The organism is Kocuria sp. (assembly GCF_030536815.1).
Lineage (GTDB): Bacteria > Actinomycetota > Actinomycetes > Actinomycetales > Micrococcaceae > Kocuria > Kocuria gwangalliensis.
The window spans coordinates 1-25,732 of record NZ_JAUNPE010000022.1 but is presented as its reverse complement, the minus strand read 5'-3'; the positions used below and the strand labels follow the sequence as shown (position 1 = coordinate 25,732).

The following is a 25,732-nucleotide window of genomic DNA, read 5'->3' as shown; positions in this document are numbered from 1 at the left end:
GTGCACCCCATAACGGGGGATCTGGTGACGATCAATTCTCGGTTGACGCCCAGTAGTCATGCGGCACCGGGCAGGGATTCCCATTGATCGCTCGCATGGAAAAATTGTTTTGAAACAATGTGGTGTATAACGGCAAGATAACGTCTTTGCATGTAGTGTCAACCGTGGCTCTACTTCCCCCCAGCCACCTCACGGTGGACGGTGCTCTTTTTCTGAACCGCTTATTTGACGCAGCCCCCCGTGCGCAATTTCGTCTGGTCATTGGATGACTCTGCGCACTTCTGCGCCCGACGACGAAATGGCCCGATACTGATGTTCAAGTACCGCACCCCCCGACACGCCGCCCCCAAACGTCGATCCACCCATCGACTCATTGCCACCACTACAGCCGCTTGCATCATGCTCGGTGGTTTGGCAACCGTGGCACCGGCCCACGCCGCAACCGCGGACATTGTCTCTGTCTCCCAGGCAAGTCGCGCCTCTGATGCGCAGAACATGCTCAATCAAATCAATGCTCACCGGAAATCAAAGGGATTGGCTCCGGTAAAATACTCGGCCAGCTTGTCCGGTATAGCTCAGGGTCAGTCCAACCGATTGGTGCAGCAGGAAGTCATTGATCACAGCAATACATTCCTGACCGACCCGCGCGCCGCCGGATATAACGCGGCGGGAGAAATTCACGCTCTCTCGTATCAAAATTCCGTCACCGACCTCGTGCAATGGTGGAAGGGGTCCAACGGACACAACAAGGTACTGACCGATCCGAAAATGACGGTCATCGGCATAGGTCTGACCCACGTGGATGGTTCACTGTCCCGCACCGGATCCGGGTGGCGCTTGGTGGGGACTGTCGTCTCTTACGGTTTCCCGCAGGGAAAGGGGCCATCCGATGTGTCCACCACCGTTTCCGGAAGTCCTCTCGGCGGGGTGGCCACGCAATCCCGCACCGTGACCCCCACACCGGCCACCGGTTATACGGTCAAGGGCGGTATCAAGGCCCGGTACAACGCCCTGGGCGGAGCCGCGGTCATCGGCTATCCCATCACCAACGAGCGCGGCGGGCTCCTCAACGGCGGCGTGTATCAGGTCTTCCGCAACGCAGCGGGGGTGGAGCACAAGATCATGTGGTCCCCGGCCAGCGGTGCGCACGCGGTCAAGGAAACCGGTGCCATTGGGAGTGCATGGAAGAGGGCAGGATTCGAGCGCGGTTGGGGTTACCCCACCACCGAGGAGTACCGGGTCGGCAGCGAAGTTCAGCAGCGTTTCTCGAACGGCTACGTTGCCCACTGGTCCTCGGTGACCGGGAAAACCTGGGTTACGCGGTAGGTCACCTTTGCGCGCCCAGCCTGGGCGAACCCGAAAAACGGCTCCGTCGGCGTCGTTAGACTCGGCAGGAACGGCCCGTTATCGCTGCGCAGCAGCGGTAACGGGCCACTGACGTGTGTCCGGGGTTACCTGCCGCGGCATTGGACGCCGGGCCCTCTAATGAGCGCCATTTGCAAATCCGAAAGGTACGTTTTAGGTTCTCTCAGCGTTAGCAAAGAATTCGGGTGAGAAGATGGCGCTGCCCGGCGCATGATTACAGCGAGGCGAGACGCTACCTTGGGGGGTGCGTCTGTGCTCCGAGCAGGCAAGGCATCTATGGGGGAAGCATGAACGCGACAGCAGCCGAGGCGGGCAACGATCGCCCGGGCGAAGTAGTAGTGGCGCCGAAAACGTCATCCAAACGATTGGTGGGCATCGATGCTGCCCGGGGACTGGCACTGGCCGGGATGATGGCGACCCACCTTCTACCGGCGTGGAACGAGACCACCGGAGACGCGACTCTGAGCTGGAGACTGTTCTCCGGCAATGCAGCGGCTCTCTTCGCGCTGTTGGCCGGGGTCGGTCTGGCGCTGAGCACAGGAGGCAGGCACCCGCACGAGGGTCGGCGCATGACAGCGAACCGGGCCGGGATAGCCGTGCGGGCAATCCTGATCAGTGTGGTGGGACTGTGGATCGGCACCCTGATGCCCGAGAACCCTCCCGCCTACAACATCCTGATCTACTACGGGGTGTTCTTCCTGCTGGCGATCCCGTTCCTGCGGGTCGGCCCCAGGATGCTGTTCGTTTCGGCGGCGATCTTCGCCATTGGGGCTCCACTGCTGATGCAGAGTCTCCTCGATGTCCTACCCAATTGGAGTTCCTACAATCCCACCCTGGGCACTGTGCTCGCCGAACCGGTGCCCACGGCATCGCAGCTGTTGTTGACGGGTAATTATCCGGCGCTGCAATACATGACGTTCCTGCTGACCGGGATGGGCATCGGACGGTTGAATCTGCGCGAGATCGGCACTCAGGTGCGAATTCTCGTGGTGGGCGTGGGGGTGGCGGTTCTCGCGCACCTCACGTCATACATCCTGCTGTACGGACTGGGCGGCTACCAGCGGTTACTGGAGGCTTCGGACCTACGGGTGAGCACCCTGAACGAGTGGCTGACGTGGGGACCGGACGGATTCCCGACCGACACGCCATGGTGGTTGGCGATCACCACGCCGCACACGGACACGCCCTTGGCGCTTGCGGCGAGCTTGGGCGTGGCCATGGGTGCTCTCGGTGCCTTCTTGCTGATCGCCCGCAAGGTCGGTGCCTGGCTGTTGCCACTCACGGCCATGGGCATCATGACGCTCACGATTTACACGGCCCACCTGGTGGCGCTGTCCTTCGAAGTTCACTACGACCGTCCCTACCTGTGGTACGTGATTCACCTGGGGGTCGCCGCGGCCTTCGCCATGGCGTGGTACCTCAACCTGGGAAAGGGCCCTCTTGAACGGGTGATCGGGTACGCCGTCACCGGGGCGCGCAGGATCGTGCTGGGCGGGGCGGCAAATAACCCAGAAATGGGCGCGAGCCGCTGACTCCCACGCTGTCGAAACGGCTCGATCAGCCGCTGATGGGCCCGTGGCGGGTCAGGCGCCCCCGCTCTGGCATGTCGGGCACCACGCAATCTGTCGCAGGTGCTGAACCGCGGAAGCACCGCGGGCTTCGGTGGTGGACGGGGCGGCGTCGTCGATCTCGCCGCGCTTGAGGCGCGCGCCGCAGCGGCGGCACGGCTGGTCGTAGTGGCCGTACGCCCAGAAGAGCGGGCGGCCGGTCGCGGGGTGGCCCACCGTGGAGCGAAGCGGCCGATCGCGGTTGAGGTTGAGCAGCTTGTGCGCCAGCGTCACGATCTCGGTGAGCTTCCCCTCGGGCAGGGACCCCACTGGCGCCCACGGATTGGTGCGCGTCATGAACAGCACCTCCACCCGGTACACGTTGCCGATCCCCGCAAGATTGCGCTGGTCCATCAGCGCCGTGCCGATCGCGCGATCCGGTTGGGCCCGCAGCCTGCGCAGCGCCTCGTCCAGGTTCCAATCGGGGCCGAGGATGTCCGGGCCCAGAAAACCCACGAGCTCTTGGTCCTCGAGCCGCGTGGGCACCAACCGCACGTCCTTCACGTCGAAACCAATGGCATCCACGGTGGCGGTGCGCAGGATCGCGCGAATCGTGTGCGAACCCTGCCCAATGGACACGTCCGCGCTCAACGGTGTGCGAGCCTCCGCACGGGAACGCACGCTCGCGGAGCGGCGATAGGGCTGCCGACCGCGCCGTCCCCGAACCGCCGGGGCTGTCCCGGCTGACGACGCCGCCCGCGCCCCCGATTCACGTTCCGCACCATCCTGGGCGGCCACGGCACGCTCGAACACCCGCCACGTCCCGTCCATCATCAGGTGCGAGTGCAGGGTGAGCGGTTCGGCCCCGGACTTCAGCTCGGAAGCATTGGGGGCGGCGGACAACCGGATCAAAATGTGCTTGCCCCGCGGCACCACATCCACCACCGTGCGCCCGGACAGGTCCGTGGTCGCCAGCGCGGGCACCCGAAGATCCGAGGAAGCCAGCACCTGGCCCTTGAGAGCCTCGCGGAGCATCTTGCATTGCCGGTAAACGGAATCACCCTCTGGCACGGGCCATCACCCGCTCAGCGGGGCCCGCATGCGCACCCCGCGTGGTGTTTGGTAGAAGCCTCCGGACAACAGTCCCTCGCGCAGTGCAGTGACCATCTCGATCGAGGACAGCACGGATTCACCGTTGACCTTCTCCACCACGAGTGAGTCCACGGCGCGGCGTTGCACGAGCGCGGCCACGGCCTCGGCGGCCAGGCGCAGCTCGCTCTCGGCGGAGGTGAACGCGAGCGCGGTTTTGCCGCCGCGCTCCAGGTAGAGCACCAGATTGCCGTCCACGAGCACCACGATCGCACCGGCCTTTCGCCCCGGACGGTGCTTGGTCGAGGACTCCAGCGCCACGGCGTCCGGCCAGTCCAACGCGGCACCGTACGGGTTCGCGGGGTCGGTGGCCGCCAACGCGAGGACCTGCGGTTCCGGGGCGCGCACCGAATCGTCCTCGGTGAAGCTGCGGAGGGTATCAACCGTTGCCGGTTGGGTGAATTGCGCGGCGCCCAGGCCTTCGATGAAATAGCCGCGCCGGGAGCGCCCCGCATCTTCCAACGCCCGCAGCACCTTGTACACGGTTGCGAAGCCACCCGGCACGTCCTCCACGGCCACCGGGCCGCGCGTGAGAATCCCGTAGCGATCCAGTAACAGCTCGGCCTGCGCCTGCGCCCGCACGGTCGCATTGAGGGGTTCGGGTTGTAGCACCGACCAGCGGCCGGCCGTGGTGCGTTCCTCGGCACCGCCCTGGGCGCGCACCGCGCGAGCACCCGCATCGGTACCGGCGCTTTCATAGGAGACGCCCACGCCCGACGCCGCCCCCGGCCGGGACAATCCCCGCAACCGGGCCGCGCCGCGTCGCCCGGCCGCGCGTGAGCGGGCGGGTCGTTTGGGTGTCTTGTGGGAGGAATGCCCGCCGGCCATGAGCGCCCGCACCGGCGCATACGTGTCATTGGTGATGAGTCCGGCCCACAGCAGGTTCCACAGCGCGGTCCGCAGCTGCGGCATGCCCGCGGTCAGCCCCGCCTGGCTCAGCGGCTCGATCAGCTGCCACGCGAAATACGCCCCACCGCCCTGCAGCACCGCGAGCACCTGCTTCTCCAGCTCGGAATCCAATTCCGAGGCCGTAACCTGCAGCTTTTCGACCGGCGGCAGGGACAGCTCCGCGGACTCCGCCAAGTGGAACGCAACCCAGCCGTCCTCGCCTCCCAGGGAACCCGCTCCGGAGAACAGCACCTCACCGGTGGCCATGAGCTCGTCGAGCATCCCCGGGCGATACCCCACGACCCGCTGCGCCAGCACGAGCGGCTCCCACGCCGAGGCCGGAATCGGCACCCCCGCGAGCTGGTCGATCACGGTCAGCACACCGTCCAGCCCGCGCAACTGATGGCCCTTGACCGCGTGCTGCCACGCCGGCAGGAACTTGGCGTAGACGCTGGGCGCGACCGGCTCCACGTCTTCGCGCAGCGCGGCGAGCGAGCGGCGTCGTAGTGTGCGCAGCACCTCGATATCGCACCATTCCGAGTCCGACGCCGCCGGGTCGCCACTGGGACGGAACGCACCCTCATTGACGCGGCGCTGTGTGCCCAGGGCCCGCAGCGCGGACTCGACCACGGCCGGGCCCAGGTGCAGCGCCGTGGCAGCCTCGGTCACGCTGAACGGGCCGTGCGTGCGAGCGTAGCGGGACACCAGGTCACCCACGGGATCGGCCACCGGTTCCAGGAACGCCAGCGGCACCCCCATGGGCAGCGGAATCCCCAGGGCGTCGCGCATGCGGGCGGCATCTTCCACCGCGCAGTAAACCTCCGTGCCGCCCACGCGCATGATGATCGCGCGGTTGGTGCCGACCAACTGCTCCAGCAGGGCCTTGGCGTCGGACTCGCCCAGGTGCACGTCGTCGGTCTCCGTTGAGTCCTGCGGGCGCAAGCGCACTGCGGTCTCGGCGGGAGTCATCGGGCCCAGCAGGCGCAGCAGATCGGCCGCGCCCTCCACCCCGCGCAACCTGCGGTCCGGGGCCAGCCGCTGCAGCTGGGCCACCATCTGCTCGATGACCTCTTGATCCAACAGTTCCCGCAGCTCGGCCCGGCCCAGCAATTCGTTGAGCAATGCCGGATCCAGCGACAGTGCGGCGGCTTTGCGCTCGGCCAGCGGGGAATCGCCCTCGTAGAGGAACTGCGCCACGTAGCCGAACAGCAGGGTGCGCGCAAAAGGAGAGGGCGTGTCCGTGGTGGTCTCGACCATGCGCAGTTTCCGCCCGGCCAGCTCACGCTGCAACCGGAGCAGGGCGGGTAGGTCGTAGACGTCCTGCAGGCACTCGCGCACCGTTTCCAGGATCACCGGGAACTGCGGATACTTGCGGGCCACGTCCAACAGCTGGGCCGAACGCTGACGTTGCTGCCACAGCGGGGTGCGCTTACCCGGATCGCTGCGCGGCAGCAGCAGGGCGCGGGCGGCGTTCTCCCGGAACCGGGACGCGAACAGCGCCGAACCGCCCACTTCCTCAGTCACCGTGCGCTCGAGCTCGTCCGGGTCGAAGAGGAACAGCTCGGCCCCGGGCGGTTCCTCGTCCGTGGCGGGCACCCGCAGGACGATGCCGTCGTCACCGGCCTGGGACGCGGCGTCGAGACCCCAGCGTTCCTCCAGGCGAGCGCCCACGGCCAGCGCCCAGGGGGCGTGCACCGGTTTGCCGAACGGGCTGTGCAGCACCACGCGCCAGTCGCCCAACTCGTCGCGGAACCGTTCGACCACCAGGGTGCGGTCATCGGGAATGTGCTCGGTGGACTGGCGTTGCTCGTTCAGGTACGCGAGCAGGTTGTCCTGCGCCCACTCGTCGAGCCCGGCGGCGGCCAAGCGCTCGCGGGCGCCCACCTGCGAGGCCCCGCCGATCTCACGGGTGAAACTGCCCACGGCGCGCCCCAGTTCCACGGGCCGGCCCAGTCCGTCGCCGTGCCAGAAGGGGAGCTTGCCGGGAACTCCCGGGGCGGGGGAGACCACCACACGGTCGTGGGTGATGTCCTCGATCCGCCAGCTGGAGGCGCCCAGGGCAATGATGTCCCCGACGCGGGATTCGTAGACCATTTCCTCGTCGAGTTCGCCCACGCGCTTGGGGTTCTTGCCGTCCTGATCGCCCACCAGGAACACGGGGAACAGCCCGCGGTCGGGAATGGTGCCGCCGGAGGTCACGGCCAGACGCAGCGCCCCGGGCCGGGCCTGGAGCGTGCCGGTTTCGCGATCCCACACCACACGGGGTCGCAGGTGCGCGAATTCGTCGGAGGGGTAGCGCCCGGCGAGCAGGTCCAACACGGCGTCGTAGGCGGAGCGCGGCAGATTCCGGAACGGGGCGCAGCGGCGGAGAGTGTCGAACCAGGCCTCCACGTCCACGTCCTCGGCGGCCGCGGTGGAGACCGTGTGCTGGGCGAGGATGTCCAACGGGTTGGCGGGGACCGCGAGGGGTTCCAGGCGACCGGCCAGCATTTGTTCGGAAATCACGGCGGCATCGCGCACGTCACCGCGGTGCTTGGGGTACATGCGCCCGATCGAGACCTCACCCACCTGGTGGCCCGCGCGTCCCACGCGCTGCAGGCCCGAGGACGCCGAGGGCGGTGACTCCACCTGCACCACCAGATCCACGTGCCCCATGTCGATACCGAGTTCCAGGGATGACGTGGCCACCACGCAGCGCAGCCGCCCGGTCTTGAGGTCTTCCTCGATCAGGCTGCGCTGGTCCTTGGACACCGAACCGTGGTGCGCGCGGGCCAGCACGGAGGTGGCCCCTTCAAAGCGATTGTGCTGCCGGGAGATGTCCGCGAACTCACCGGTCGTCTCGGCATCGGTGGTCGCAATGGACTCGGCCGGCTCGGGGTCTTCCGTGCCGGGTGGCGCATTGTTGAGCCGGAACTCGTGAATCTCGTTGAGCCGCGCGGTGAGCTTCTCGGCCAATCCGCGGGAGTTGGCGAAAACAATCGTGGAGCGGTGCTGCTCCACCAGGTCCACGATCCGCTCCTCCACGTGAGGCCAGATCGAGGCGGTCGCCTGGTAGTCGGAGGCCTCCAGGTTCGCGTCGACGTTCGCCGAGTCCGCCGTGGACGGCGAGGCCGAGGCGCCACCCAACGCGGTCATGTCCGGAATCGGCACGGACACCGTGAGGTCCCAGTCCTTCTCGGACGGCGGCCGCACCACCGTCACCGGCTGTGAGCCGCCCAGGAAACCGGCCACGGTCTCCACCGGCTCCACGGTCGCGGACAGGCCGATGCGCTGGGCGGGTTGGTCCAGCAAATCGTCGAGCCGCTCCAGACTCACCGCCAGGTGCGCCCCGCGTTTGGTGCCGGCCACCGCGTGCACCTCATCGATGATCACGGTCTTCACCTGCCGGAGCGTTTCCCGCGCCTTGGACGTGAGCATTAAGTACAGCGACTCGGGCGTGGTGATCAGGATGTCCGGCGGGTGGGCCAACAGCGCTCGCCGGGTGGCCTGCGGGGTGTCACCGGAACGCACACCCACGGAGACGTCCGGCGGGGCGATGCCCGCGGCCTTCGCGGCCTGAGTGATGCCGATCAGCGGTGCGCGGAGGTTGCGCTCCACGTCCACACCCAGGGCCTTGAGCGGGGAAATGTAGAGCACCGAGGTGTGCTCATCGGTGTCATCGTCGGAGGGGCGCGTGATGAGCTGATCGATGGCCCACAGGAAGGATGCGAGGGTCTTACCCGACCCGGTGGGGGCGACCACCAGGGCGTGGCGGCCCGCCGAGACGGCCTCCCACGCGCCGCGCTGGGCGGCGGTGGGGCCGTCGAACGCGGCGTCGAACCAGGTGGCCGTCGCGGGTGAGAAGAGCTTCAGGGACGGGTCAGGACCCAAAGCCACGCACCTGGAGTTGCTCGACCTTGGGGTTGCCACACGCCTGGCCGGGGTAACTCAGAACCAGGGATTCATAGCTGCCCGGCGGGTAGACGCGCAAGCCGTTGGCCTGCTGCGGGTTGCACAGTTGCCCGATCGTACCCGGCTGGGTGATCTTCAGCGGGGCCGAGGCGGACTGACCGGGCTGCAGGGTGACGGCGGTTCCGGAGGCAGCACTGTCGCGGGCCGCGGGAGCACCCACGGTGCCACCGCTGGGGTCCACGAAGGACACCCCCGGGTAGCCGTGCAACACGCACGGTTCGCTGCCGGTGTTGGTCAGGTTCACGGAGGCGAGCACCGATCCCGCAGCACCCTGATTGGGTGTTACGTTTCCGGACAGCTGGGACACGCTGCACGAACCGGCTTGCGCGCCGGGGTTGCTCTGACCGTCCGTGGCGGGCGGGGTGAACGGCACCGCCGGCGGCATGCCCAGTTCGGGCGCCGACGCCGTGCGCTCGGGTCCCGGGGCCTCGGGTCCCGCCTCCGTTTGCGCGGCCTCGGAGGCGGATTGGGTCGGCTCAGGGGTCGCCGACGTGGCCGGCGATTCGGATGCCGTGGCACTCACCGACGCGGATGGTGACTGCGTGGCGGACTGCTCGTCGGCGGCGGTGTCATCACCGGCACCGCAGGCGGACAAGAACAGCACGGCGGCCAGGCCGGTTGCAATCACTGCGGGACGGGTGCCGGTGCGATTGCTCTGGGGGGCGAGAGTGATTCTCCTCATGGCAACAGTGTGCTACTTTTCCGGCTGAATCGCTGCACGCATCACCTGGGCGAGGTGAACTCCTTCTGCGCCGGTTCCCTGGGCGATCTGCGTGCGGCACGAAAAACCGTCCGCGAGCACGATGGTTCCGGGCTCGGCCGCGCGGATACTCGGGAACAGCTCGCGCTCGCCGAGGGTTTGGGAGACCTCGTAGTGGCCCGGTTCGAAGCCCCAGTTGCCGGCCAGCCCGCAGCAGCCGCCACCCACCACGCTGGTGTTCACGCCCAGCTTGTCCAGGACCTGCAGCTCGGGGGAGTAGTTGCCCACCGACTGCTCGTGGCAGTGCACCTGGCACAGCGCCCGGCCGGGCCCGGCCTGGGTTTCGAGGGTGCCGAAGGGCCAGTGGCCACCGTCCTCGGCGTGCTTGGCACTGAACTCACCCAGGGTGACCGTGAGGGCCTGCACCTTGTGGGCTCGGGGGTCCTCGGGCAGCAATTCGGTGATGTCGTGCTGGAGCATCACCGTACAGGACGGTTCCAAGCCGATGATCGGGTAGCCCGCCTCGAGCAGCGGCTCCATCACGTCCAGGGTCTGCAGCAGGGTCTTGCGCGTCATGTCCAACTGCCCGGTCGAGTGCCACGTCAGCCCGCAGCACACGTTGCCCATGGGCATGAGCACGCGGTAGCCCATGGCCTCGAGCACCTCGATCGCGGCCTTGCCGGGGGCATCCGCGGAGAAGTTGGTGAAGGTGTCCGGCCACAGCACCACGGACGGCTTTTCGTCCCCCGCCGACGCCGCCCGGTGGCCGCCGCGCGCAAGGCCGCGAGCGGCGTCGTCGCCCTTGGTGCGGGCCTTGTACCAGGAGGTGAGCGGGGCGTTGTTGAAGCGAATCATGCGGCGTTTCGGCTCGATGCCGCCGAGCTTCTTGGTGAGTTCCTCCACGGGGCGGAAGCGTTCCAGGAAGTTGACCGCGCGCAGCGAACCGGGGACCGTGGTCACGAGTTTCATGAGCCACGGCATCCACCCCATGGTCAGGTGGGCCATGGGGCGGCGGTCCTTGCCGAGGAACGAGGTGAGGCCCTGGCGGAAGTGGTGGTGCAGGAACTCGGCCTTGTAGGTGGCCATGTCCACGTTGACGGGGCACTCGGTGGCGCAGGCCTTGCAGGACAGGCACAGGTCGAGGGCCTCCAAGGTCTCCTTGGATTTCCAGCCGTCCGTGATGGTTTCCCCGCGGAGCATTTCGGCGAGCGATCGCATGCGGCCCCGGGTCGAGTGGACCTCGTCGTGGGTGGCCTGGAAGGACGGGCACATGGCACCGGCATCCGAACGGCACGCACCCACGCCCACGCAGCGGTTGATGGCCTGGCCGAAGGAGCCATTGTCCGAGGAGAACGCGTGGACCGGGGTGAGCTCGAAGGTCCGGGCGCCGGGGCCGGGGCGGATGCCCTGGTCGATGGGCTCGGGATCCACCACCACGCCGGGGTTGAAGACGTTGCCGGGATCGAAAATCCGCTTGAACTCGGCAAAGGCCCGGCGGGCTTCGGGGGAGTAGATCGTGGCCAACAGCTCGGAGCGGGCGCGACCGTCACCGTGTTCGCCGGAAACCGATCCGCCGTAGCGGTGCACCAGGTCCGCGGCGCGTTCAATGAACTCGCGGTACAGGGCCACGCCGTGGTCGGTGTTGAAGTCGAAGGAGATGCGGATGTGCACGCAACCCTCACCGAAGTGCCCGAACGGGATGCCGCGCAGGTTCATCTGGTCCAGCAGTTCGTAGAGGTCCTTGAGGTAGGCGCCCAGGTGGTGAGGGGGCACTGCGGAGTCCTCCCAGCCGGGCCAGGCCTCGCCGCCGTCTGGTAGGCGGGTCACGATGCCGGCACCGGCCTCGCGGATGCGCCACAGGGCACGTGCCTCGGCGGGGTCGCTGACGACCACGGAGTCCACCACGGTTTCGGTAACGAGCGCGGGGAGTTTCTGGGCCGCTTCAAACGCTTTCTCTTGGGTGTCCGCGCCCACTTCGCAGTAGAGCCAGCCGCCACCGGCGGGGAGTTCACCGCCCGCGTTTTCCTGGCCCGGGCGGGTGCGCAGTGCGGTCAGCAGGTCCGAGCCCATGCCCTCGATGGTCGTCACGCCGGGTACGCGGAATTTCGGTGCCGCGGTGGCCGCCTCGATGGCGTCCTTGAAGCCGAGCACGGCGAGCGCGGTGAACTTGGGCTTGGTCACGAGCTTGACCGTGAGCCGGGTGATGATCCCGCACGTGCCCTCGGTGCCGGAAAAGGCCTTGGCCACGTCAAAGCCGTTTTCACCCAGCAGGTACTGGAGCCCGTAGCCGGAGACCTGACGCGGGAACTGACCCAGTTCGGTGCGCAGCATGGCCAGATGGCGGTCGCGCAATTGTTTGAGCTGGGAATCCAGGGCGGCGTCCGAGGTGCCACCGGCCTCCAGGGTGACCTCGCGCCCGTCGGCGAGCATGACCGTGACCGCCACCAGGTTGGACGCGCTGGTGCCCCACGCGACCGAGTGCGAACCGCACGCGTTGTTGGCCACCATGCCCCCCACCGTGCAGCGAGCGTGCGTGGACGGGTCCGGTCCGTACGTGAGGCCGAATTCGCTCGCGGCGTTGCGCAGCTGATCGCAAATCACACCGGGTTCGATCGTGGCCGTCTGCAGATCCGGGTCGATCTCCAGGATGCGGTTGAAGTACCGGGAGGTGTCGATGATCAGGCCATCGCCGATCGCGTTGCCCGCCACCGATGTTCCGCCGCCGCGGGAGATCACCGGCCAGCCCTTTTCCCGGGCGGTCGCGAGCAGCTCGCGGATGTCCGCCACGGAGCGCGGTTCCGCCACGGCACGGGGGAGCCTGCGGTAAATGGAAGCGTCGGACACGTACGCGGCACGGGTGGTCAGATCATCCCGGAGAGCTGTCATGGTCTAACTTTCGCGCACCCGACCCCGGGATTCCAATTGGCTCGCCCATGGTCCGTGTCGCGGTGTCCTGGACGGACCACGACGCCGCCCGCGCGCCTCCGTGGGGAGGGAGCGCGGGCGGCGTCGGCGGGATCTACGACCGGATACTCACCACTCCGGGGCAATGATGATCTCGGCGCCCTCGAGGTCCTCGTTCCACTCGACCTGGCAGGTCAAACGGGAGTTGTCGTGGCGGGTGTCGTCGAGCATCTCCAGGAGGTCTTCCTCCTCCTCGTTGGTGCCGCCGGTTTTCACGAACGATTCCTGATCCAGGTACGAGTGGCACGTGGAGCACGAGGCATTGCCGCCGCAGGTCGCCAGGATGGGGAACTTGTGCCGGGTCAGGGCCTCCATGAGGGACTCGTAGTCCTTCCACTCGACGCCCTCGGTGCGCACACCGTCACGGTCGGTCACATTGATCTTGATGCTGCTCACTCGGGTGGACCTCCTACAGTTACGACCCGTTGTGGATTCACGGAACCAGTGGCCATTCTACGGTTGCAGCGCGCGGCGGGGGCCACCGGATGGCAAAGTGTGATCAGTCCCCCATGCGGCGCACGGTCAGCGCCTGGGCCACGCGCCCGATCGGGCCGTTCTCGTCGAAGAGTTCCGAGTGGGTCAGCCCCACACCGACCGGGCTGATTTCCACGTTGGTGTCCAGGCCCACCCATTCGGAGACCGGTTCGCGGATCAGGTGGATGGACAGATCCACATTGGGGAACGCCCACTGACCGGGTTCAACGCGGGGCGCAATGCCGTTGGCGGCGTCAATGGCACTGACGAAACGAGCGGTGTGGGAGGACGCTTCGCCCGCCACAATCCGGTGCTTGATGCGCAGCCACCCCGCGGCACTTCCCGGGCGGGGTTCGCGGGCCATGTGAGCCTCCAGGGTGGCAATGAAACCACCGGCCCACGTCTCGGTCATGTCCACCGGCGGGCACTGGTCCACCGGTGGGAGCGGGCGGATCTCACCGCCGGCCACGTCCTGGGTGTCCGAGGTCTTGAGCCGCCACATGTTCAAGCGGATGCAGTCTCGGCCGGCCGCACTCATGGTGGCCTCGAGCAGCTCGATGGTTCTGCCCGGGCGCAGCACGCGGGTGTGCACCTCGATGTCACCGCCGGGAATGAACCCCAAAATGTCGAACGACAACCGCACGGGGACCACGTCTTCGCGCGGGTGGTTGCGTTCCACCTCATGGACCAGCAAGCCCGACGACGCCGCCATGTGCTGTTCCAGCGGGCTCCACGCCCCCTGCGTGTACACCGTGGTCCGGAAACTGTGCTCCCCGGTCCGCACGTAGTGGGCGTCGGGGACCTCTTCCCCGTTGGCGCCGAGGTGCTGGGGCTTGGGTTCGGTGGTCATCCTGCGGGTCCTCCTGAAAGGTGGTGTTTGTGTCCTGTATTACACCTTAGAGTCCCGCACTGATTTCGCGGTGCACCCGCGGCTTGTCGAGCCGTCGGCCGGAGCGGCGGCGTAGTCTCATCGACGCTATGTCCAACCCAACTGGGAGGCGCGCATTCCCATCGACGGTAACGCCAAAAATCCGGCGAGGAGTGGCGCTACCGTCGACCAGAATGCGGCGGCGCGGGACCCAGGGTCATAGCGTCGATACGTCAGCCCAGCGGATGTGTCCACGCGCGGACCCCTGGGCATGAAAAACGCCCGCTACCCCTGTTTGACCAGGGATAGCGGGCGATTTCGAGTGGCGGTGACGGAGGGATTTGAACCCTCGTTGGCTTTAACACCAAACATCATTTCGAGTGATGCACCTTCGGCCGCTCGGACACGTCACCAGCTCGAAGTACTTTACCGTCAGGTTCCACCGGGAACCAAACCGTGCCGACAGGGGCTACGTGCGGTGGGCCGCGAAGAACTCCCGCAGTAGCGCGGCGCACTCCGCCTCGCGGACCCCACCGGTGACTTCCACCCAGTGGTTGAGTCGCGGTTCACGGACCACATCGAACACGGACCCGCAGGCTCCGGCCTTCGGATCCCACGCCCCGAGCACCAACCTCGGTACCCGGGACAGCACGATGGCCCCGGCGCACATGGCGCACGGTTCCAGGGTCACCACCAGTGTGCAGCCCCCGAGGCGCCACGAGCCCGTACGGGCGGCGGCGTCGCGCAGGGCGAGAATCTCAGCGTGGGCGGTGGGATCGCCGCGGGCCTCCCTGCGATTGAAGCCGCGGCCGACCACCTCGCCCCGGGAGTCCACGACCACCGCACCGATCGGAACGTCTCCGCTCGCCGCGGTGTGCTGGGCTTCTGACAAAGCCAGGTCCATCCAACGTTCGTGCTGGATGGACCTGGCAGTGGGCGGTAACGCCATGGTTGACTTACCGGCGGCTGTTCTGCGCGAAGTACGCGGAGTTGGGAGCCTTGAACGCGGTAACGATCCACAGGATGTCCACGATGAGTGCGATGAGTGCAATCACGATGAGCACGATGCCCAGGCCGCCGTACATGAGCGCGCCGAGCATCCCGAAGAGGTACGACAGGATGGACAGGGCCGCAAAGACGGTGCCCAGGATACGGGCCCAGTTCTTGCCCTTGGCCAGACCGCGGTAGACCAGGAAGTACAGCAGGAGGGCGATGGCCAGGCCAATGACGGTTCCGAGCACGCCACCGGTGGAACTCGCGAACATCTCGGCCTGTTCACTGCTCATGCCCTGGTCACGGTAGACCGCTGCCAGATCGGTCGTGGAATTGGCGATGAGACTCACGATCGTGAACAGCACGTACAGCGCTGCGGACAACAGCGTCAGCTTGAGCAGTTTGTCGAGTAGCGCGGGGCGCTCCACCATGCCGGTGTACTGGTTGGGGTTGTACTCACTGGTGCCGTACTTGCCACCCTGCTGGCCGTAACCGTGCTGGGGTGCGTTCTGCGGGGTCTGGCCGGCACCCGGCTGAACATTGCCGGGTTGAACGCCGAAGGGCTGAGCGGGATTGGGCTGCGGGCGGCTCTGATCACCGAACTGCGGGTCGCGGGGATCATTGGGTGTGGTGCTCATGGGGGAAGTTCCCTTCTTCGATTCGGTGCGAGTGCTGCGGGTGGATTATTCGTAACGGAGGGCGTTGATGGGATCCTGCCGTGCTGCTCGCATGGCGGGAATGGTGCCGGCCAGGAACGCAATGACCATCACGGACAGGATGATCAGGACGGTCTTGACCGGGTCGAAAAGGAACAGATTCAGGCCGGGTAGACCTTCCAGCAACCCGTTGGACAACACGGAGCTAATGATCGAACCGGTGGCCACACCCAGGGCAGCACCGATGGCCGAACCCAGGAAACCAATGAAGATGGCCTCGAGGGAGAACAGGCCGAAGACCTTGCCGCCGCTCATGCCCAGGGCCTTCATCAGGCCGATTTCACGGGTTCGCTCCTGCACGGACATCAGCAGCGTGTTCACAATGCCGAAGCCCGCAGCCAGCAGGGCAATGATCGCGAAGGAGTTCAGGATCCACACGATGCCGTTGATGACCGCGCGGAACATGCCGAGCTGGTCCTCCACGGTCATGCCCATCATGTTCTCGTCCGCGAGCTGGGACTTGATCTGACCGGCGTCGTCGATGTTCTCGATGTTGGCCACGGCCATGAAGTAGCTGTCCGGGACCTCACGCGGGGACCCGGAGGTCTGGTAGTCGTACAGTTTCTCGTTGAGGCTCGACGACGGCATGGGCGTCAGGGACGCGCCCGCCAAGGAGGCCTGTGAGACGCCGGAAATGGTGACCTCGAAGGCCTTGTCCTCACCGGCCATGTTGGTCATGACCACGTCCACGGTCTGACCCACCGCGGCTTCGTTCGAATCGAAGCCCAGATCCTCCACCCACGAGGCGGGAACAAGCATCTCGTCGTCCTCGCGTGCGGGGATCTCACCGGCTTCGAGCTGAACGCCCTCCGCATCGGAGGGCATGCCCAGGCTCAGCTGGAACTGCTTGTCATTGGGGGCTTCCAGATATGTGGGGGCCACCATGTACATGGGGTCCACGGAGGTGACTCCGTCAATGTTCTTGATGGCTTCGATGTCAGCGTTGCTCAGGCCGCTGGCCGATCCGAAGCCCGTTTGAACACTGGATTCCTCCGGGTCGTATTCACGGGGACCGTCGTCCTGGGGTGCGGTTTGTTCCTCGACCTTCTGCACGTAAATGGACTTCTGGTCTCCGAAGCCGGCCACCGTCTTGTCGATGTAGTCGTTGACACCGGTACCCACACCCGAGGTGAGGGTCAGCGTGAACGCACCGATGAAGATCGCGATGACGGTCAGAACGGTTCGTGCTTTGGAACGGAACGTGTTTCCGATGGCCGTCCGCAGCAGATCGACAAACTTCACTCGGAGACTCCCTGCTGGTCGGGGGTGGTCGATTGGGCCCACGGGGCGGCATGGCGGCCCGCGCGGTGGGGGCGGCGAGCGGCCTCGGCGATCTCGGCGGCGTCGGCCTCGCTCAGGGCGATGAGCTGCCCCGTCGCGGGTTCCTTGACGGTGACCTGCCCCTGCTCACCTTGGCGCGATTGGGAGCGATCGGCAAACAACGACGACGCCGCGGCGGGCGATGCGCTCCGGTCGATTTCCCCGTCCACCAGGTAGATCTGGCGAGAACAACGAGAAGCGAGGTCGGGATCGTGGGTGACCACCACCAAGGTGATGCCCTTGTCCTTGTTGAGGCCGAACAGGATGTCTTCCACCACGTCCGAGGTGGCCGTGTCCAAGTTGCCCGTGGGCTCGTCCGCAAAGATCACGGAAGGTTCGTTGATCAGCGCGCGGGCAATGACCACGCGCTGTTTCTGACCGCCGGAAAGATCCGTGGCCTTGTTGGAGGCCTTGTCCGCCATCTCAAGCTGCTCGAGGGCCTCCATGCCGCGGCGCTTGCGTTCGGCGGAGTGGACGCCGGCGATTTTCAGCGGCAGCGTCACGTTCTCCAGAACGGTCTGGTTGGGCGTGAGGAAGAACTGCTGGAACACGAAACCGAACGCGGAGTTGCGCAGTTCGTTGAGCTGCTTGGCATCCAAATTATTGGTGGGCTGCCCCTTGAGGGCCACCACACCGTGGGTGGGGGCGTCGAGCAGAGCCAACAAATGCATGAGAGTGGATTTGCCCGAACCGGACTTACCAACAACGGCTACGGACTCGCCCTCGTTGATCTGCAGGTTCACGCCCTTCAGAGCGTCGAACCTGGTTTCCCCTCTGCCATATATCTTGACCAGATTCTCGGTTTCGAGGACCGGAGCCGTCATAAGAGGCTGTTCCTTTCGGGGGCTTCAGCTGATGTACCAATGTGGTTGTGTTCAACTCTTTCGTATCGACGATAGGCCACGCATCCTACGACGGGTGGAACTTTCACCCGTGACACCGAGGTGAACCGGCTTCGCTCCGGGGCGAACGGGAGCCGCCGGTGCTAGTTTGACCGTATGCGAGTCACCGTTTTGGATCACCCCCTGGTTGCCCACAAGCTGAGCGTTCTGCGCGACAAGTCGACACCCTCGCCGGTGTTCCGACAGCTGGTCGAAGAACTCGTCACGCTGCTTGCGTACGAGGCCACGCGCGAGGTTCGTGTGGAGCCCATCACCATTCAGACACCGGTGGCGCAGACCCAGGGTGTAGGACTGTCGCGGCCCCGACCGCTGGTGGTCCCCATTCTGCGAGCCGGGCTGGGCATGCTCGAAGGCATGACCCGGTTGATCCCCACCGCGGAGGTCGGCTTCCTGGGGATGGCCCGGGATGACACCACCCTGGACATCATCACCTACGCCGAACGATTGCCCGAGGACCTGACGGGTCGCCAGGTCTACGTCCTGGACCCCATGTTGGCCACGGGCGGCACCCTGCGCGAAGCCATTAAGTTCCTGTACCGCCGTGGTGCCGAGCAGATCACGTGCGTCTGCTTGCTGGCTGCCCCGGAGGGTCTTGCCAAGCTCGAGGAAGAACTCGGAGACGCCGAGGTGAACCTGGTGCTGGCCGCCATCGACGAACGCCTGGACGAGAACGCCTACATCGTGCCCGGCTTGGGGGATGCCGGAGATCGCCTGTACGGCGTGGTGGACTGACCCGTCCGGTGCGGGTGAGTTTCCCGTGTAAGTGGTACCGGGCGTCCCAGGTTCTTGACACCGGGCGAAAATTCTGATTCAGACGACCACGCTCCGAATCAAGCCCCGGGATGGCGCGGGTTCGTGCGTTTTTGAGGGAATGGTTGGCCTTGTATGGCCCTTGCCGTAAGTTCTCCAAAAAGGTGATTTGGATTACATTTGCGCCCTCTTGTCTCATTATGTGAGAAACAAACGGGTTTGTTACTTGCAAGTGTCGGTGTTGTCGCCCACGATGTTGAGTACGTCGCGTCCAGGAAACTCACGGGTTCGGCGTTCCACGAGGCAGGGGATACTCACATGTCAGGCGCACCGGGCTACGTCCACATTTCTCAGCGGCATCGATTGAATGCCGCGCAGGCGGCGATGCGTTCGCGCGGACCTCATCGCGTGGCAGGGTCCGTCGAGGAATATCGCACTCTGCGCTCCCTCACCGGCGACCAGTCCCAGGATGCCCGCCTGGAACGCCATTCCGTAGCGGACCAGCAGCCCACCGAAGCTCGCGGGTTCGTGGTCTACGTGGGCGTGGACGAGCAGGCCGCCGCCGATCGCGGGATCAACCTGGTCCAGCTGGTCCAGGACGTGCGCAATCACATCCATCAACTCGTTCCCGAATCGGATTCCTACGCGGCCGTGGCGCTGGCCCCGATCAATGCGGAAGGCACCGACCTCGAAGTCGTGCGTAGCGCACTGGGCGATCCCACCTGCGCGGACCCGGTGATCGAACCCATGGTCCCGTTGCCCACTCCGGCATCCGGTTCCACCATCGACCACCAGCGCGTGGGCGTGTTGATCGACCTGTCCCGCCGCGAGGTGTTCCTGGACGGCGATCTGCTCAACCTCACGCACCGCGAATTCGAGTTGCTCAACTACCTGGTGGAGAACGGCACCCGCACCGTGGGTCGTCTCGAGCTGTTGGACAACCTCTGGGACGACGCGGAAGAGGTCCCTTCCGAGCGCACCATTGACGTTCACGTCCGCCGCTTGCGCTCCAAGCTCGGCCGCCTGGCCAATACCGTGCGCACCGTGCGCGGTCAGGGTTACCGCTTTTACGACCACCCGGAAGTGGTTGTGTGGGCGGCCCCCGAGTATTCGATCTGACGCCTTCTCGGATTTCTTCACCGCCGACGCCGCTCGCGCGCCCCACCCGGGAGGCCGAGCGGCGTCGGCGTGGTTAAGGGTGCGGCAGGCGCGTGTCAGACTGGTGGGCATGGCACGCCACGATGTAAAGCACCTGGTGATCATGCGGCACGCGGAGGCGGATCACCCGCCCGGTGCCCTGGATCATGATCGGCCCCTGATGCCCCGCGGTGCGCAGGATGCCGCCGCGGCCGGGGAGTGGCTCGCGCAGCAATACACCCCGGACATGATCATGGTGTCCTCCGCGCTGCGGACCCGCCAGACCGTGACGTGGGTGTGCAGTGAACTGGGGGAGAAGGCACCCACCCCGCAGCTGGTGGACGAGTTGTACAACGCGCACGACACCGCAATCATCGCCGCGATCAATCACGCACCGGAAACAGTGCGCACGCTCTTGGTGGTCGCCCACATGCCGGGGGTGCTGGACACGGTACTGCGGTTGGCCTCCCGCGAATCGGATGTGGACGCAATGATGGATGTTTCCGGTGGCTTCCCCACATCGGGGATCACGGTGCTGGAGGTTCCGGGCGACTGGGCGCTGCTGGATGGCGGGAATGCGCGGCTGGTCCATTTCGAGGTGCCGCGGGGCTAGCGGTCGAGCGAACCTTGGTCAGCCCAGCTCGGCCTCGTATTCGGGCATGAGGGCCTCGTAGGGCGGCCACTGCTTGGTGCTGACCCGCCCGGTTTCCACGGTTTCGACCATGCGATCCAGGTAGTACTCCCACCCCGCGCCGATGTATTTCACGTCCATGCCGGGTGGGACGGGCATGGCGAACTTCACGTGCGTACCCGCATCGGTTTTCGACAACTGCACGTCCAAAGTCCAGATCTGCGCGGCGTCTTCGTTGGTGCTGTGCACGCGTAAGTGAGAGGATTTTTCGCACGTGACGATCACGTAGGGCTCGGAGCCGGCCTCCTCCTCGAAGGCCATGCTGACCTCCACCCGGCCCGAGGTGGGGTCACCCGCCCAGGTGCCGAACCACAGGGCCAACTGATCCGACTCGGTGAATGCCTTCCACACCTTCTCAGTAGGCGCGGGAACGTTGCGGGTGAGCACCAGATTCGGCGCACCGTCAATGGTTTCCAGGACTCCAGTGATCACGAGCGCTCTCCTTGTCGCCGAGCCCGGCATTGTCGAGGACCGGCTGCCCCCGTTCAGTGATCAATTAACCACCCGCCACGTGAGCTGTCGAGAGCCGCGGCATGGCTCAGCGGCGGGACTCGCAGGCAACGCCGTCGCCGTCGCCATCGAGACCGGGGCGGTACCCCGGCTGGCCGAGGTGCAGCGGGGCGGCACCCGCGGCGCGGGCGTCGGCGCATTTTGCGAAGTACACGTCGGTCTGCGCCTCAGGTGCGGGGACCTCGGGTGCGTCCGGGACGGGTGCCGCCGTGGCAATGACGGCGGGGGGCTCCACGGGGGCGGGCTGCGTGGGCGCAGGGGTGCCTGGGGCGTCGATGGGTTCCGGAACCACAGGGTCGGTGGTCAGCGACTGGTCCGGGCACTGGCTGAGCACCCCATCCATGGCCCGCTTCTCCGCATCCGTGACCCACAGCTCATAGCGTTGCTTCACGACGATCTGCCGGGCCACGTACTCGCAGCGGAATTCCCTGGCGGGCGGCAGCCAGGTGGCGGCGTCTCCGTCTCCTTTGGCGGAGTTGCTGGGCCCGTCCACGGCCAGGAGATTCAGTGGGTCATTGGCGAACTGTGTGCGCCGGTCCGCGTCCAGGTTCTGGGCGCCCTTCTGCCACGCGTCGGACAGGGCCACCACATGGTCGATCTGCACGTCGGAACTGGTTTGGACGCCGGCCACGAAATCAATGAACTCGCCGGTGAAGGGGCTCGTCAGATCGCCACTGAGTACCTTGCAGCCTTGGGTGCCCGGGGCCACGGCCACGTCCGTGAGATCGCGGCGGAGAATGTCATTGCGGGTGTCGCACCCATTGCGATCGGTATCGGACCACCGCGCGCCGAATTGCTCCCGCGAGTAATCGGTCTTGGGAGCCCGCCCCTTCACGGGCAGCTCGTCCAGGGCTGCGCGCGCGGGGCTTTGGACCGCGTCGGCCGTCTGGCCCTGCTGCGCGGCGGCCTCGGGGGTCTGCGTGACGGCCGGTTCGCCGGAGTCGGGAACGGGCGCGGGCGGCGTCGTACTTGAAACCACCGACGCCGACGCCGCTGCGCTCGCGGTTGCCGACGGGCCGGGGGACGTCGGCGCGTCCACGGGGGCGCAACCGGAGAGGAGGCCGATCAATGCGAGGGCGGCGAGCGCAGTGGTGCGCAGGGATGAGCGGGGGGAAGCAGCCACGGGGCGACACCTCTGTCATGGGAGGAGGGGGGTAGTTGAGATCGTAGCGGGTTATGCGGGAAGGGCCGCACCGAGGCGGCCGGCGGTCGCCCGCAGCAGGGAGCGGCGGTGTCTTGCACCTTTCGATGCAGGTTCCCGGCTTCAATCCTTCTCCCGGCGACGCGCGACGAGCTGCTTCCTACGGTTATTGAGCAAGCACATTTCGCACCGCCCCCGGAAGGGAACAACCATGACTTCCACCCAAAACGCTCCGGATACGCCGACTCGCACCGGTCCTCTCGCGGTGGTTCGACGCCATCCGTTGCTGACGTTCTTTCTGCTGGCGAGCCTGCTGAGCTGGATCTGCTGGGCGCCCTACGTGCTCTCGCAGAGCGGGCTCGGCGTGCTGCCGATCCACGTCGACGAGATCACCGGCATGTTGCCCGGCGCCTACCTGGGGCCGATTTTCTCCGCGTTCCTGGTCACTGCGATAGCCGACGGCCGACAGGGGTTGCGACGTTGGTTCGGCCGCCTGCTGCGCTGGCGGGTTGCGCCGCGCTGGTACGCGGTCGCCCTGCTCGGCGTTCCGGCGGGGATGCTCCTGACCGGACTGGCGTTCTCCGGGGGCGTGGTTCACCCGCCGTCGGCCATGGCGCTCGCGCTGTACGTCCCCATGCTGATCTTGCAGTTCGTCACGACAGGTCTGGCAGAGGAGCCCGGCTGGAGGGACTTCGCCCTGCCGCGGCTGCAAGACCGCTTCCATCCCCTGGCTGCATCGATGATCCTGGGTCCGATTTGGGCCGTGTGGCACCTGCCGCTGTTCTTCACCCCCTGGGGTGAGTACCCGGAGGCGAGCTGGACCCGCGCGGCAGCGTTCCTACTGTTCTGCATCGGCTTCAACCTGGTCATGACCTGGATCTTCAACCGGACGGGGCAGAGCCTGCCGGTGGCAATCCTCGCCCACGTCAGCGTGAACTCCTTTGCCTCGGTGATCTGGGGCGAGATGTTCCCCGGCATCGACGGCGACTCGTGGATGCATGCGCTGGCCGTCGGCGGACTTGTGGCCGGCGCGGCCGTGGTGCTCGCCACCCGCGGTCGGCTGGGCTACCCCAACCCGCTCCCGCGATGACAACCCACCCCAGCACCGGGCCCCGAGGACCTCATCGGCCCTCGGGGCCCGGCACGCCGACAACCCGGTTCTGGTAAGCCCACACGACGGCCTGTAATCGCGAGCGGACACCTAGCTTGGGCAGCATCCGCGCCAGATGCGACTTCACGGTGGAGACCTCCACCACCAGCTCCCGGGCGATCTCCTCGTTGGACATGCCCTGCGCGAGAAGTAACAGGATGTCGTGCTCCCGGGAGGTCAGTACCTCGGACGCTCGCGAGGCGGTCACGGGCTGCAGGCTGCGGCGTTCGACGAACTCGCGCAGGACGCGCCGAGTGAGTGACTGATCGATCGTCCCCTGGCCGGACGCGACCTGATGCACCGCCTGGACGATCAACTCCGGTTCGGCATCCTTGAGCAGGAACCCCGACGCGCCCGCCTCAAGCGCCCCGAACAGGTACTCATCGAGGTCGAACGTGGTCAGGATGAGCACCGGGATCACCGGGTCGGCGGCGGGCCCGCACAGTTCCCTGGCCACCGCGATCCCGTCGCGGCCGGGCATCCGGATGTCCAGGCAAGCGACGTCCGGGGAGAGTTCTCGTGCCAGTTCGAGCGCCCGCCGGCCGTCGGCCGCGGTGCCCACCACCTCGATGTCACTCTCGCTCTCGAGCACCGCCACGAGGCCGGCGCGGGCCAGCGGCTGGTCCTCGGCGATCATCACCCGAATCATGCGGTCTCCTTCGCGCTGCGCTCGCGACGCGCGCCGTACTCGGTGGGGCCGGCGGCACGCGGATCGCGCGGCACGGTGAGGCGGGTCTGCCAGCCGCCGTCGGCGGTGGGGCCGTAGGCCAGGTCCGCGTCGATCATCTCGGCGCGCTCACGCATCCCGAGTAGCCCAAAGCCCCCACCCGTGCCGGGATCGGCGACGGGCGGCCGCCCGTTCGCCACCACCACGGTGAGTTCATCCGCGCGGTCGTCCAGAGTCACCGTGGACCGTGCGCCGGGGGCGTGCTCAGCGATATTGGCCAGGGATTCCTGCACCATCCGGAAGACGACCACCTGCGCGAGCGGCCCGATCCCGGTGCCGAGAGGCCGGCCCGCGCCGGCCGCGTGGATGACCAGCTCCACCCCGGCGCCTGCGTCTCGCTGGGCCTCGACGAACTCCTGCACGGCCGGCAGGGTCGCCACCGTCCGCCCGGCCTCGGCCTCCTCGCGCAGCAAACCCACCAGTCGTCGCAGATCGTCCAGAACCGTCCGGCTCTGCGCCCGGATCTGCGCGACGGAGCGCTTAGCGGCGCTCGGATCGTTGTCTATCTGTCGTTCGACGGCTCCGGCCAGCAAAGCGATCCCGGACATGTGATGAGCGGCGATGTCGTGGAGCTCCCGCGACATCGCCGTGCGCTCCCGGGAGATGTCGGCCTGGACCAGCACGTCGCGCTCCCGTTGGAGGGCGGCCGACTCGGCGAGGCGTGCCTCCTGCGCCTCTCGCCTCGCAGCGACCAGCAGTCCGATCAGCACGGGAGCGCCGATGACCAGCACGGCCTGCAGGAGGGCGGCGCCCGCAGCGACAGCCGCCGTCAGGTCCGCCATGAGCATCTCATTGGCGAACTGGAGGCCGGCGACCAGGAGAACTGGGGCCGCCAAGGCTCCGATGATCTGGCGATTCGGTACCGCGGTCGCCACGTAGTAGGCCGCAACGGCGGTGGCCAGCGCGGTGAGGGTGAACAGTGGCCCTGGGGCAAGGAGCACAAGCGCAGCGGGTAGTGCCGTGACGACGATCGCCGCGGTGACGGGCTTGTTCCGCGTCCACAGCAGGGCCACGGCCTGGGCGAGGACCACGGTGAGCACGACCCACCAGGGGGCACTGCCCACCGGGGGGAAACCCGACCCTGGATCGTTGCTGGCCGCGGCGAGGACGGGCAGCAGGAGAACGCCGGCCGCAGCGAGCACCGCGGTGAGGGCCGCCGGCACCACCTGAGGGCGTCTCAGCCGGTGTGGGGAAGGCTCGCCGTCAGCCGCCATCTCGGCCTCCCCCTCCCCCTCGGCCAGCGGGATGCCAGCACCCTTGATGCGGTCCAGTGTAAGGGGAGCTCGGGGGACACGTGGGCTTTACCGAACGACCCCCGGGGCCACCACTGGGAGACCAAAAAACCCGGACCCCAAAATAAGGGTCCGGGTTGTCGCTGATCTCCTGAGAGATCACATGGTGCGCCCGGAGGGATTCGAACCCCCAACCTTCTGATCCGTAGTCAGATGCTCTATCCGTTGAGCTACGGGCGCATTTGCACCAACCGATGTACTCGGCTGCAACGGGTAATAACTTACACCGGTGGCGGCCAAGTGCAAAATTAGGGAGCCGACCAGCGGTGTGATGTAACGCTCATCGGGCGGCGGCGTTGCCGCGATAGACTGGAAACACACGCATAACCCTGCCGGAGCTAGTCCCCCGGGTCTCATCCAACGATGTAGTTGGGAGATCGTTCGACGGGCAGCTGCATCGCCGACCACGGGCGCGGCAAGACGGCCTCAACGAGGAGACATGTCAATGGCTGACAACACCACTGCAAGCACCGAATCCACCGGACTCAACCAGGCTG

The 25,732-nt window shown here is 66.6% G+C and carries 20 protein-coding genes and 2 tRNA genes; 6 read left to right on the top strand and 16 right to left on the bottom strand.

Annotation, left to right across the window (positions count from 1 at the left end):
* The first annotated feature begins 312 nt into the window (after positions 1 to 312).
* Together Q4E95_RS04035 and Q4E95_RS04030 are read left to right on the top strand one after the other, a co-directional pair.
* On the top strand, positions 313 to 1,326 hold the full coding sequence (locus Q4E95_RS04035; RefSeq protein WP_303382083.1) for a CAP domain-containing protein: 1,014 nt from the start codon (positions 313 to 315) through the stop codon (positions 1,324 to 1,326).
* A gap of 326 nt (positions 1,327 to 1,652) precedes the next feature.
* A complete protein-coding gene (locus tag Q4E95_RS04030; RefSeq protein ID WP_303382082.1) occupies positions 1,653 to 2,897 on the top strand; it encodes a heparan-alpha-glucosaminide N-acetyltransferase domain-containing protein in 1,245 nt (414 codons plus the stop codon).
* 51 nt (positions 2,898 to 2,948) lie between these two features.
* On the opposite strand, the gene Q4E95_RS04025 is transcribed toward Q4E95_RS04030, so the two are convergent.
* The 11 genes from Q4E95_RS04025 to Q4E95_RS03975 all read right to left on the bottom strand — a co-directional run bounded on the left by Q4E95_RS04025 (position 2,949) and on the right by Q4E95_RS03975 (position 17,759).
* Positions 2,949 to 3,983 (bottom strand): DNA-formamidopyrimidine glycosylase family protein, encoded by a 1,035-nt coding sequence (locus Q4E95_RS04025; RefSeq protein ID WP_303382081.1) that lies wholly within the window; start codon positions 3,981 to 3,983, stop codon positions 2,949 to 2,951.
* 6 nt (positions 3,984 to 3,989) lie between these two features.
* Positions 3,990 to 8,819, bottom strand: coding sequence for an ATP-dependent helicase (locus tag Q4E95_RS04020; protein WP_303382084.1), 4,830 nt, complete (start codon positions 8,817 to 8,819; stop codon positions 3,990 to 3,992).
* On the bottom strand, positions 8,809 to 9,582 hold the full coding sequence (locus Q4E95_RS04015) for a DUF4232 domain-containing protein (protein WP_303382080.1): 774 nt from the start codon (positions 9,580 to 9,582) through the stop codon (positions 8,809 to 8,811). The genes Q4E95_RS04020 and Q4E95_RS04015 overlap by 11 nt, the downstream gene beginning before the upstream one ends.
* Before the next feature lie 12 nt (positions 9,583 to 9,594).
* On the bottom strand, positions 9,595 to 12,486 hold the full coding sequence (locus Q4E95_RS04010) for an FAD-binding and (Fe-S)-binding domain-containing protein (protein WP_303382079.1): 2,892 nt from the start codon (positions 12,484 to 12,486) through the stop codon (positions 9,595 to 9,597).
* 147 nt (positions 12,487 to 12,633) lie between these two features.
* Positions 12,634 to 12,960 carry a 2Fe-2S iron-sulfur cluster-binding protein gene (locus Q4E95_RS04005; RefSeq protein ID WP_016996927.1) on the bottom strand — a complete coding sequence of 109 codons (327 nt, stop codon included), beginning with the start codon at positions 12,958 to 12,960 and terminating at the stop codon, positions 12,634 to 12,636.
* Between the two features lie 103 nt (positions 12,961 to 13,063).
* Entirely contained in the window at positions 13,064 to 13,888 is an 825-nt protein-coding gene (locus Q4E95_RS04000) for a thioesterase family protein (protein ID WP_303382078.1), read from the bottom strand.
* 341 nt (positions 13,889 to 14,229) lie between these two features.
* A tRNA-Ser gene (locus Q4E95_RS03995) sits at positions 14,230 to 14,319 on the bottom strand.
* A 56-nt stretch (positions 14,320 to 14,375) separates the two neighbouring features.
* On the bottom strand, positions 14,376 to 14,855 hold the full coding sequence (tadA, locus tag Q4E95_RS03990) for a tRNA adenosine(34) deaminase TadA (RefSeq protein ID WP_303382077.1): 480 nt from the start codon (positions 14,853 to 14,855) through the stop codon (positions 14,376 to 14,378).
* Between the two features lie 7 nt (positions 14,856 to 14,862).
* Positions 14,863 to 15,537 carry a hypothetical protein gene (locus tag Q4E95_RS03985; protein WP_303382076.1) on the bottom strand — a complete coding sequence of 225 codons (675 nt, stop codon included), beginning with the start codon at positions 15,535 to 15,537 and terminating at the stop codon, positions 14,863 to 14,865.
* Positions 15,538 to 15,582: 45 nt separating this feature from the next.
* On the bottom strand, positions 15,583 to 16,857 hold the full coding sequence (locus tag Q4E95_RS03980) for an ABC transporter permease (protein ID WP_303382075.1): 1,275 nt from the start codon (positions 16,855 to 16,857) through the stop codon (positions 15,583 to 15,585).
* Positions 16,854 to 17,759 carry an ABC transporter ATP-binding protein gene (locus Q4E95_RS03975; protein WP_303382074.1) on the bottom strand — a complete coding sequence of 302 codons (906 nt, stop codon included), beginning with the start codon at positions 17,757 to 17,759 and terminating at the stop codon, positions 16,854 to 16,856. The genes Q4E95_RS03980 and Q4E95_RS03975 overlap by 4 nt, the downstream gene beginning before the upstream one ends.
* A 174-nt stretch (positions 17,760 to 17,933) precedes the next feature.
* On the opposite strand from Q4E95_RS03975, the gene upp reads away from it, so the two are divergent.
* The 3 genes from upp to Q4E95_RS03960 all read left to right on the top strand — a co-directional run bounded on the left by upp (position 17,934) and on the right by Q4E95_RS03960 (position 20,337).
* The gene (gene upp, locus Q4E95_RS03970; RefSeq protein WP_303382073.1) at positions 17,934 to 18,569 is read left to right on the top strand and encodes a uracil phosphoribosyltransferase; all 636 of its coding nucleotides are present in this window, start codon (positions 17,934 to 17,936) and stop codon (positions 18,567 to 18,569) included.
* A 336-nt stretch (positions 18,570 to 18,905) separates the two neighbouring features.
* Positions 18,906 to 19,706, top strand: a complete 801-nt coding sequence (locus Q4E95_RS03965; protein WP_303382072.1) for a winged helix-turn-helix domain-containing protein — start codon at positions 18,906 to 18,908, stop codon at positions 19,704 to 19,706.
* Between the two features lie 109 nt (positions 19,707 to 19,815).
* Positions 19,816 to 20,337 carry a histidine phosphatase family protein gene (locus tag Q4E95_RS03960; RefSeq protein WP_303382071.1) on the top strand — a complete coding sequence of 174 codons (522 nt, stop codon included), beginning with the start codon at positions 19,816 to 19,818 and terminating at the stop codon, positions 20,335 to 20,337.
* Between the two features lie 18 nt (positions 20,338 to 20,355).
* Here the strand turns inward: Q4E95_RS03960 and Q4E95_RS03955 are convergent, their stop codons facing one another.
* Together Q4E95_RS03955 and Q4E95_RS03950 are read right to left on the bottom strand one after the other, a co-directional pair.
* Entirely contained in the window at positions 20,356 to 20,847 is a 492-nt protein-coding gene (locus Q4E95_RS03955; RefSeq protein WP_303382070.1) for an SRPBCC domain-containing protein, read from the bottom strand.
* Positions 20,848 to 20,953: 106 nt separating this feature from the next.
* A complete protein-coding gene (locus Q4E95_RS03950; protein WP_303382069.1) occupies positions 20,954 to 22,048 on the bottom strand; it encodes a DUF1524 domain-containing protein in 1,095 nt (364 codons plus the stop codon).
* Between the two features lie 229 nt (positions 22,049 to 22,277).
* On the opposite strand from Q4E95_RS03950, the gene Q4E95_RS03945 reads away from it, so the two are divergent.
* Entirely contained in the window at positions 22,278 to 23,156 is an 879-nt protein-coding gene (locus Q4E95_RS03945) for a CPBP family intramembrane glutamic endopeptidase (RefSeq protein ID WP_303382068.1), read from the top strand.
* Between the two features lie 31 nt (positions 23,157 to 23,187).
* On the opposite strand, the gene Q4E95_RS03940 is transcribed toward Q4E95_RS03945, so the two are convergent.
* The 3 genes from Q4E95_RS03940 to Q4E95_RS03930 all read right to left on the bottom strand — a co-directional run bounded on the left by Q4E95_RS03940 (position 23,188) and on the right by Q4E95_RS03930 (position 25,415).
* Positions 23,188 to 23,865 carry a response regulator transcription factor gene (locus Q4E95_RS03940; protein WP_303382067.1) on the bottom strand — a complete coding sequence of 226 codons (678 nt, stop codon included), beginning with the start codon at positions 23,863 to 23,865 and terminating at the stop codon, positions 23,188 to 23,190.
* A complete protein-coding gene (locus tag Q4E95_RS03935; RefSeq protein WP_303382066.1) occupies positions 23,862 to 25,007 on the bottom strand; it encodes a sensor histidine kinase in 1,146 nt (381 codons plus the stop codon). The genes Q4E95_RS03940 and Q4E95_RS03935 overlap by 4 nt, the downstream gene beginning before the upstream one ends.
* A gap of 332 nt (positions 25,008 to 25,339) precedes the next feature.
* Positions 25,340 to 25,415 (bottom strand) — tRNA-Arg (locus Q4E95_RS03930).
* Between the last annotated feature and the right edge of the window lie 317 nt (positions 25,416 to 25,732).

Coding starts and splice junctions, on each gene's coding strand:
- Q4E95_RS04035 (WP_303382083.1), top strand. CDS start 313: ATGTTCAAGTACCGCACCCCCCGACACGCCGCCCCCAAACGTCGATCC.
- Q4E95_RS04030 (WP_303382082.1), top strand. CDS start 1,653: ATGAACGCGACAGCAGCCGAGGCGGGCAACGATCGCCCGGGCGAAGTA.
- Q4E95_RS04015 (WP_303382080.1), bottom strand. CDS start 9,582: ATGAGGAGAATCACTCTCGCCCCCCAGAGCAATCGCACCGGCACCCGT.
- Q4E95_RS04010 (WP_303382079.1), bottom strand. CDS start 12,486: ATGACAGCTCTCCGGGATGATCTGACCACCCGTGCCGCGTACGTGTCC.
- Q4E95_RS04000 (WP_303382078.1), bottom strand. CDS start 13,888: ATGACCACCGAACCCAAGCCCCAGCACCTCGGCGCCAACGGGGAAGAG.
- tadA (WP_303382077.1), bottom strand. CDS start 14,855: ATGGCGTTACCGCCCACTGCCAGGTCCATCCAGCACGAACGTTGGATG.
- Q4E95_RS03985 (WP_303382076.1), bottom strand. CDS start 15,537: ATGAGCACCACACCCAATGATCCCCGCGACCCGCAGTTCGGTGATCAG.
- Q4E95_RS03975 (WP_303382074.1), bottom strand. CDS start 17,759: ATGACGGCTCCGGTCCTCGAAACCGAGAATCTGGTCAAGATATATGGC.
- upp (WP_303382073.1), top strand. CDS start 17,934: ATGCGAGTCACCGTTTTGGATCACCCCCTGGTTGCCCACAAGCTGAGC.
- Q4E95_RS03965 (WP_303382072.1), top strand. CDS start 18,906: ATGTCAGGCGCACCGGGCTACGTCCACATTTCTCAGCGGCATCGATTG.
- Q4E95_RS03960 (WP_303382071.1), top strand. CDS start 19,816: ATGGCACGCCACGATGTAAAGCACCTGGTGATCATGCGGCACGCGGAG.
- Q4E95_RS03945 (WP_303382068.1), top strand. CDS start 22,278: ATGACTTCCACCCAAAACGCTCCGGATACGCCGACTCGCACCGGTCCT.
- Q4E95_RS03940 (WP_303382067.1), bottom strand. CDS start 23,865: ATGATTCGGGTGATGATCGCCGAGGACCAGCCGCTGGCCCGCGCCGGC.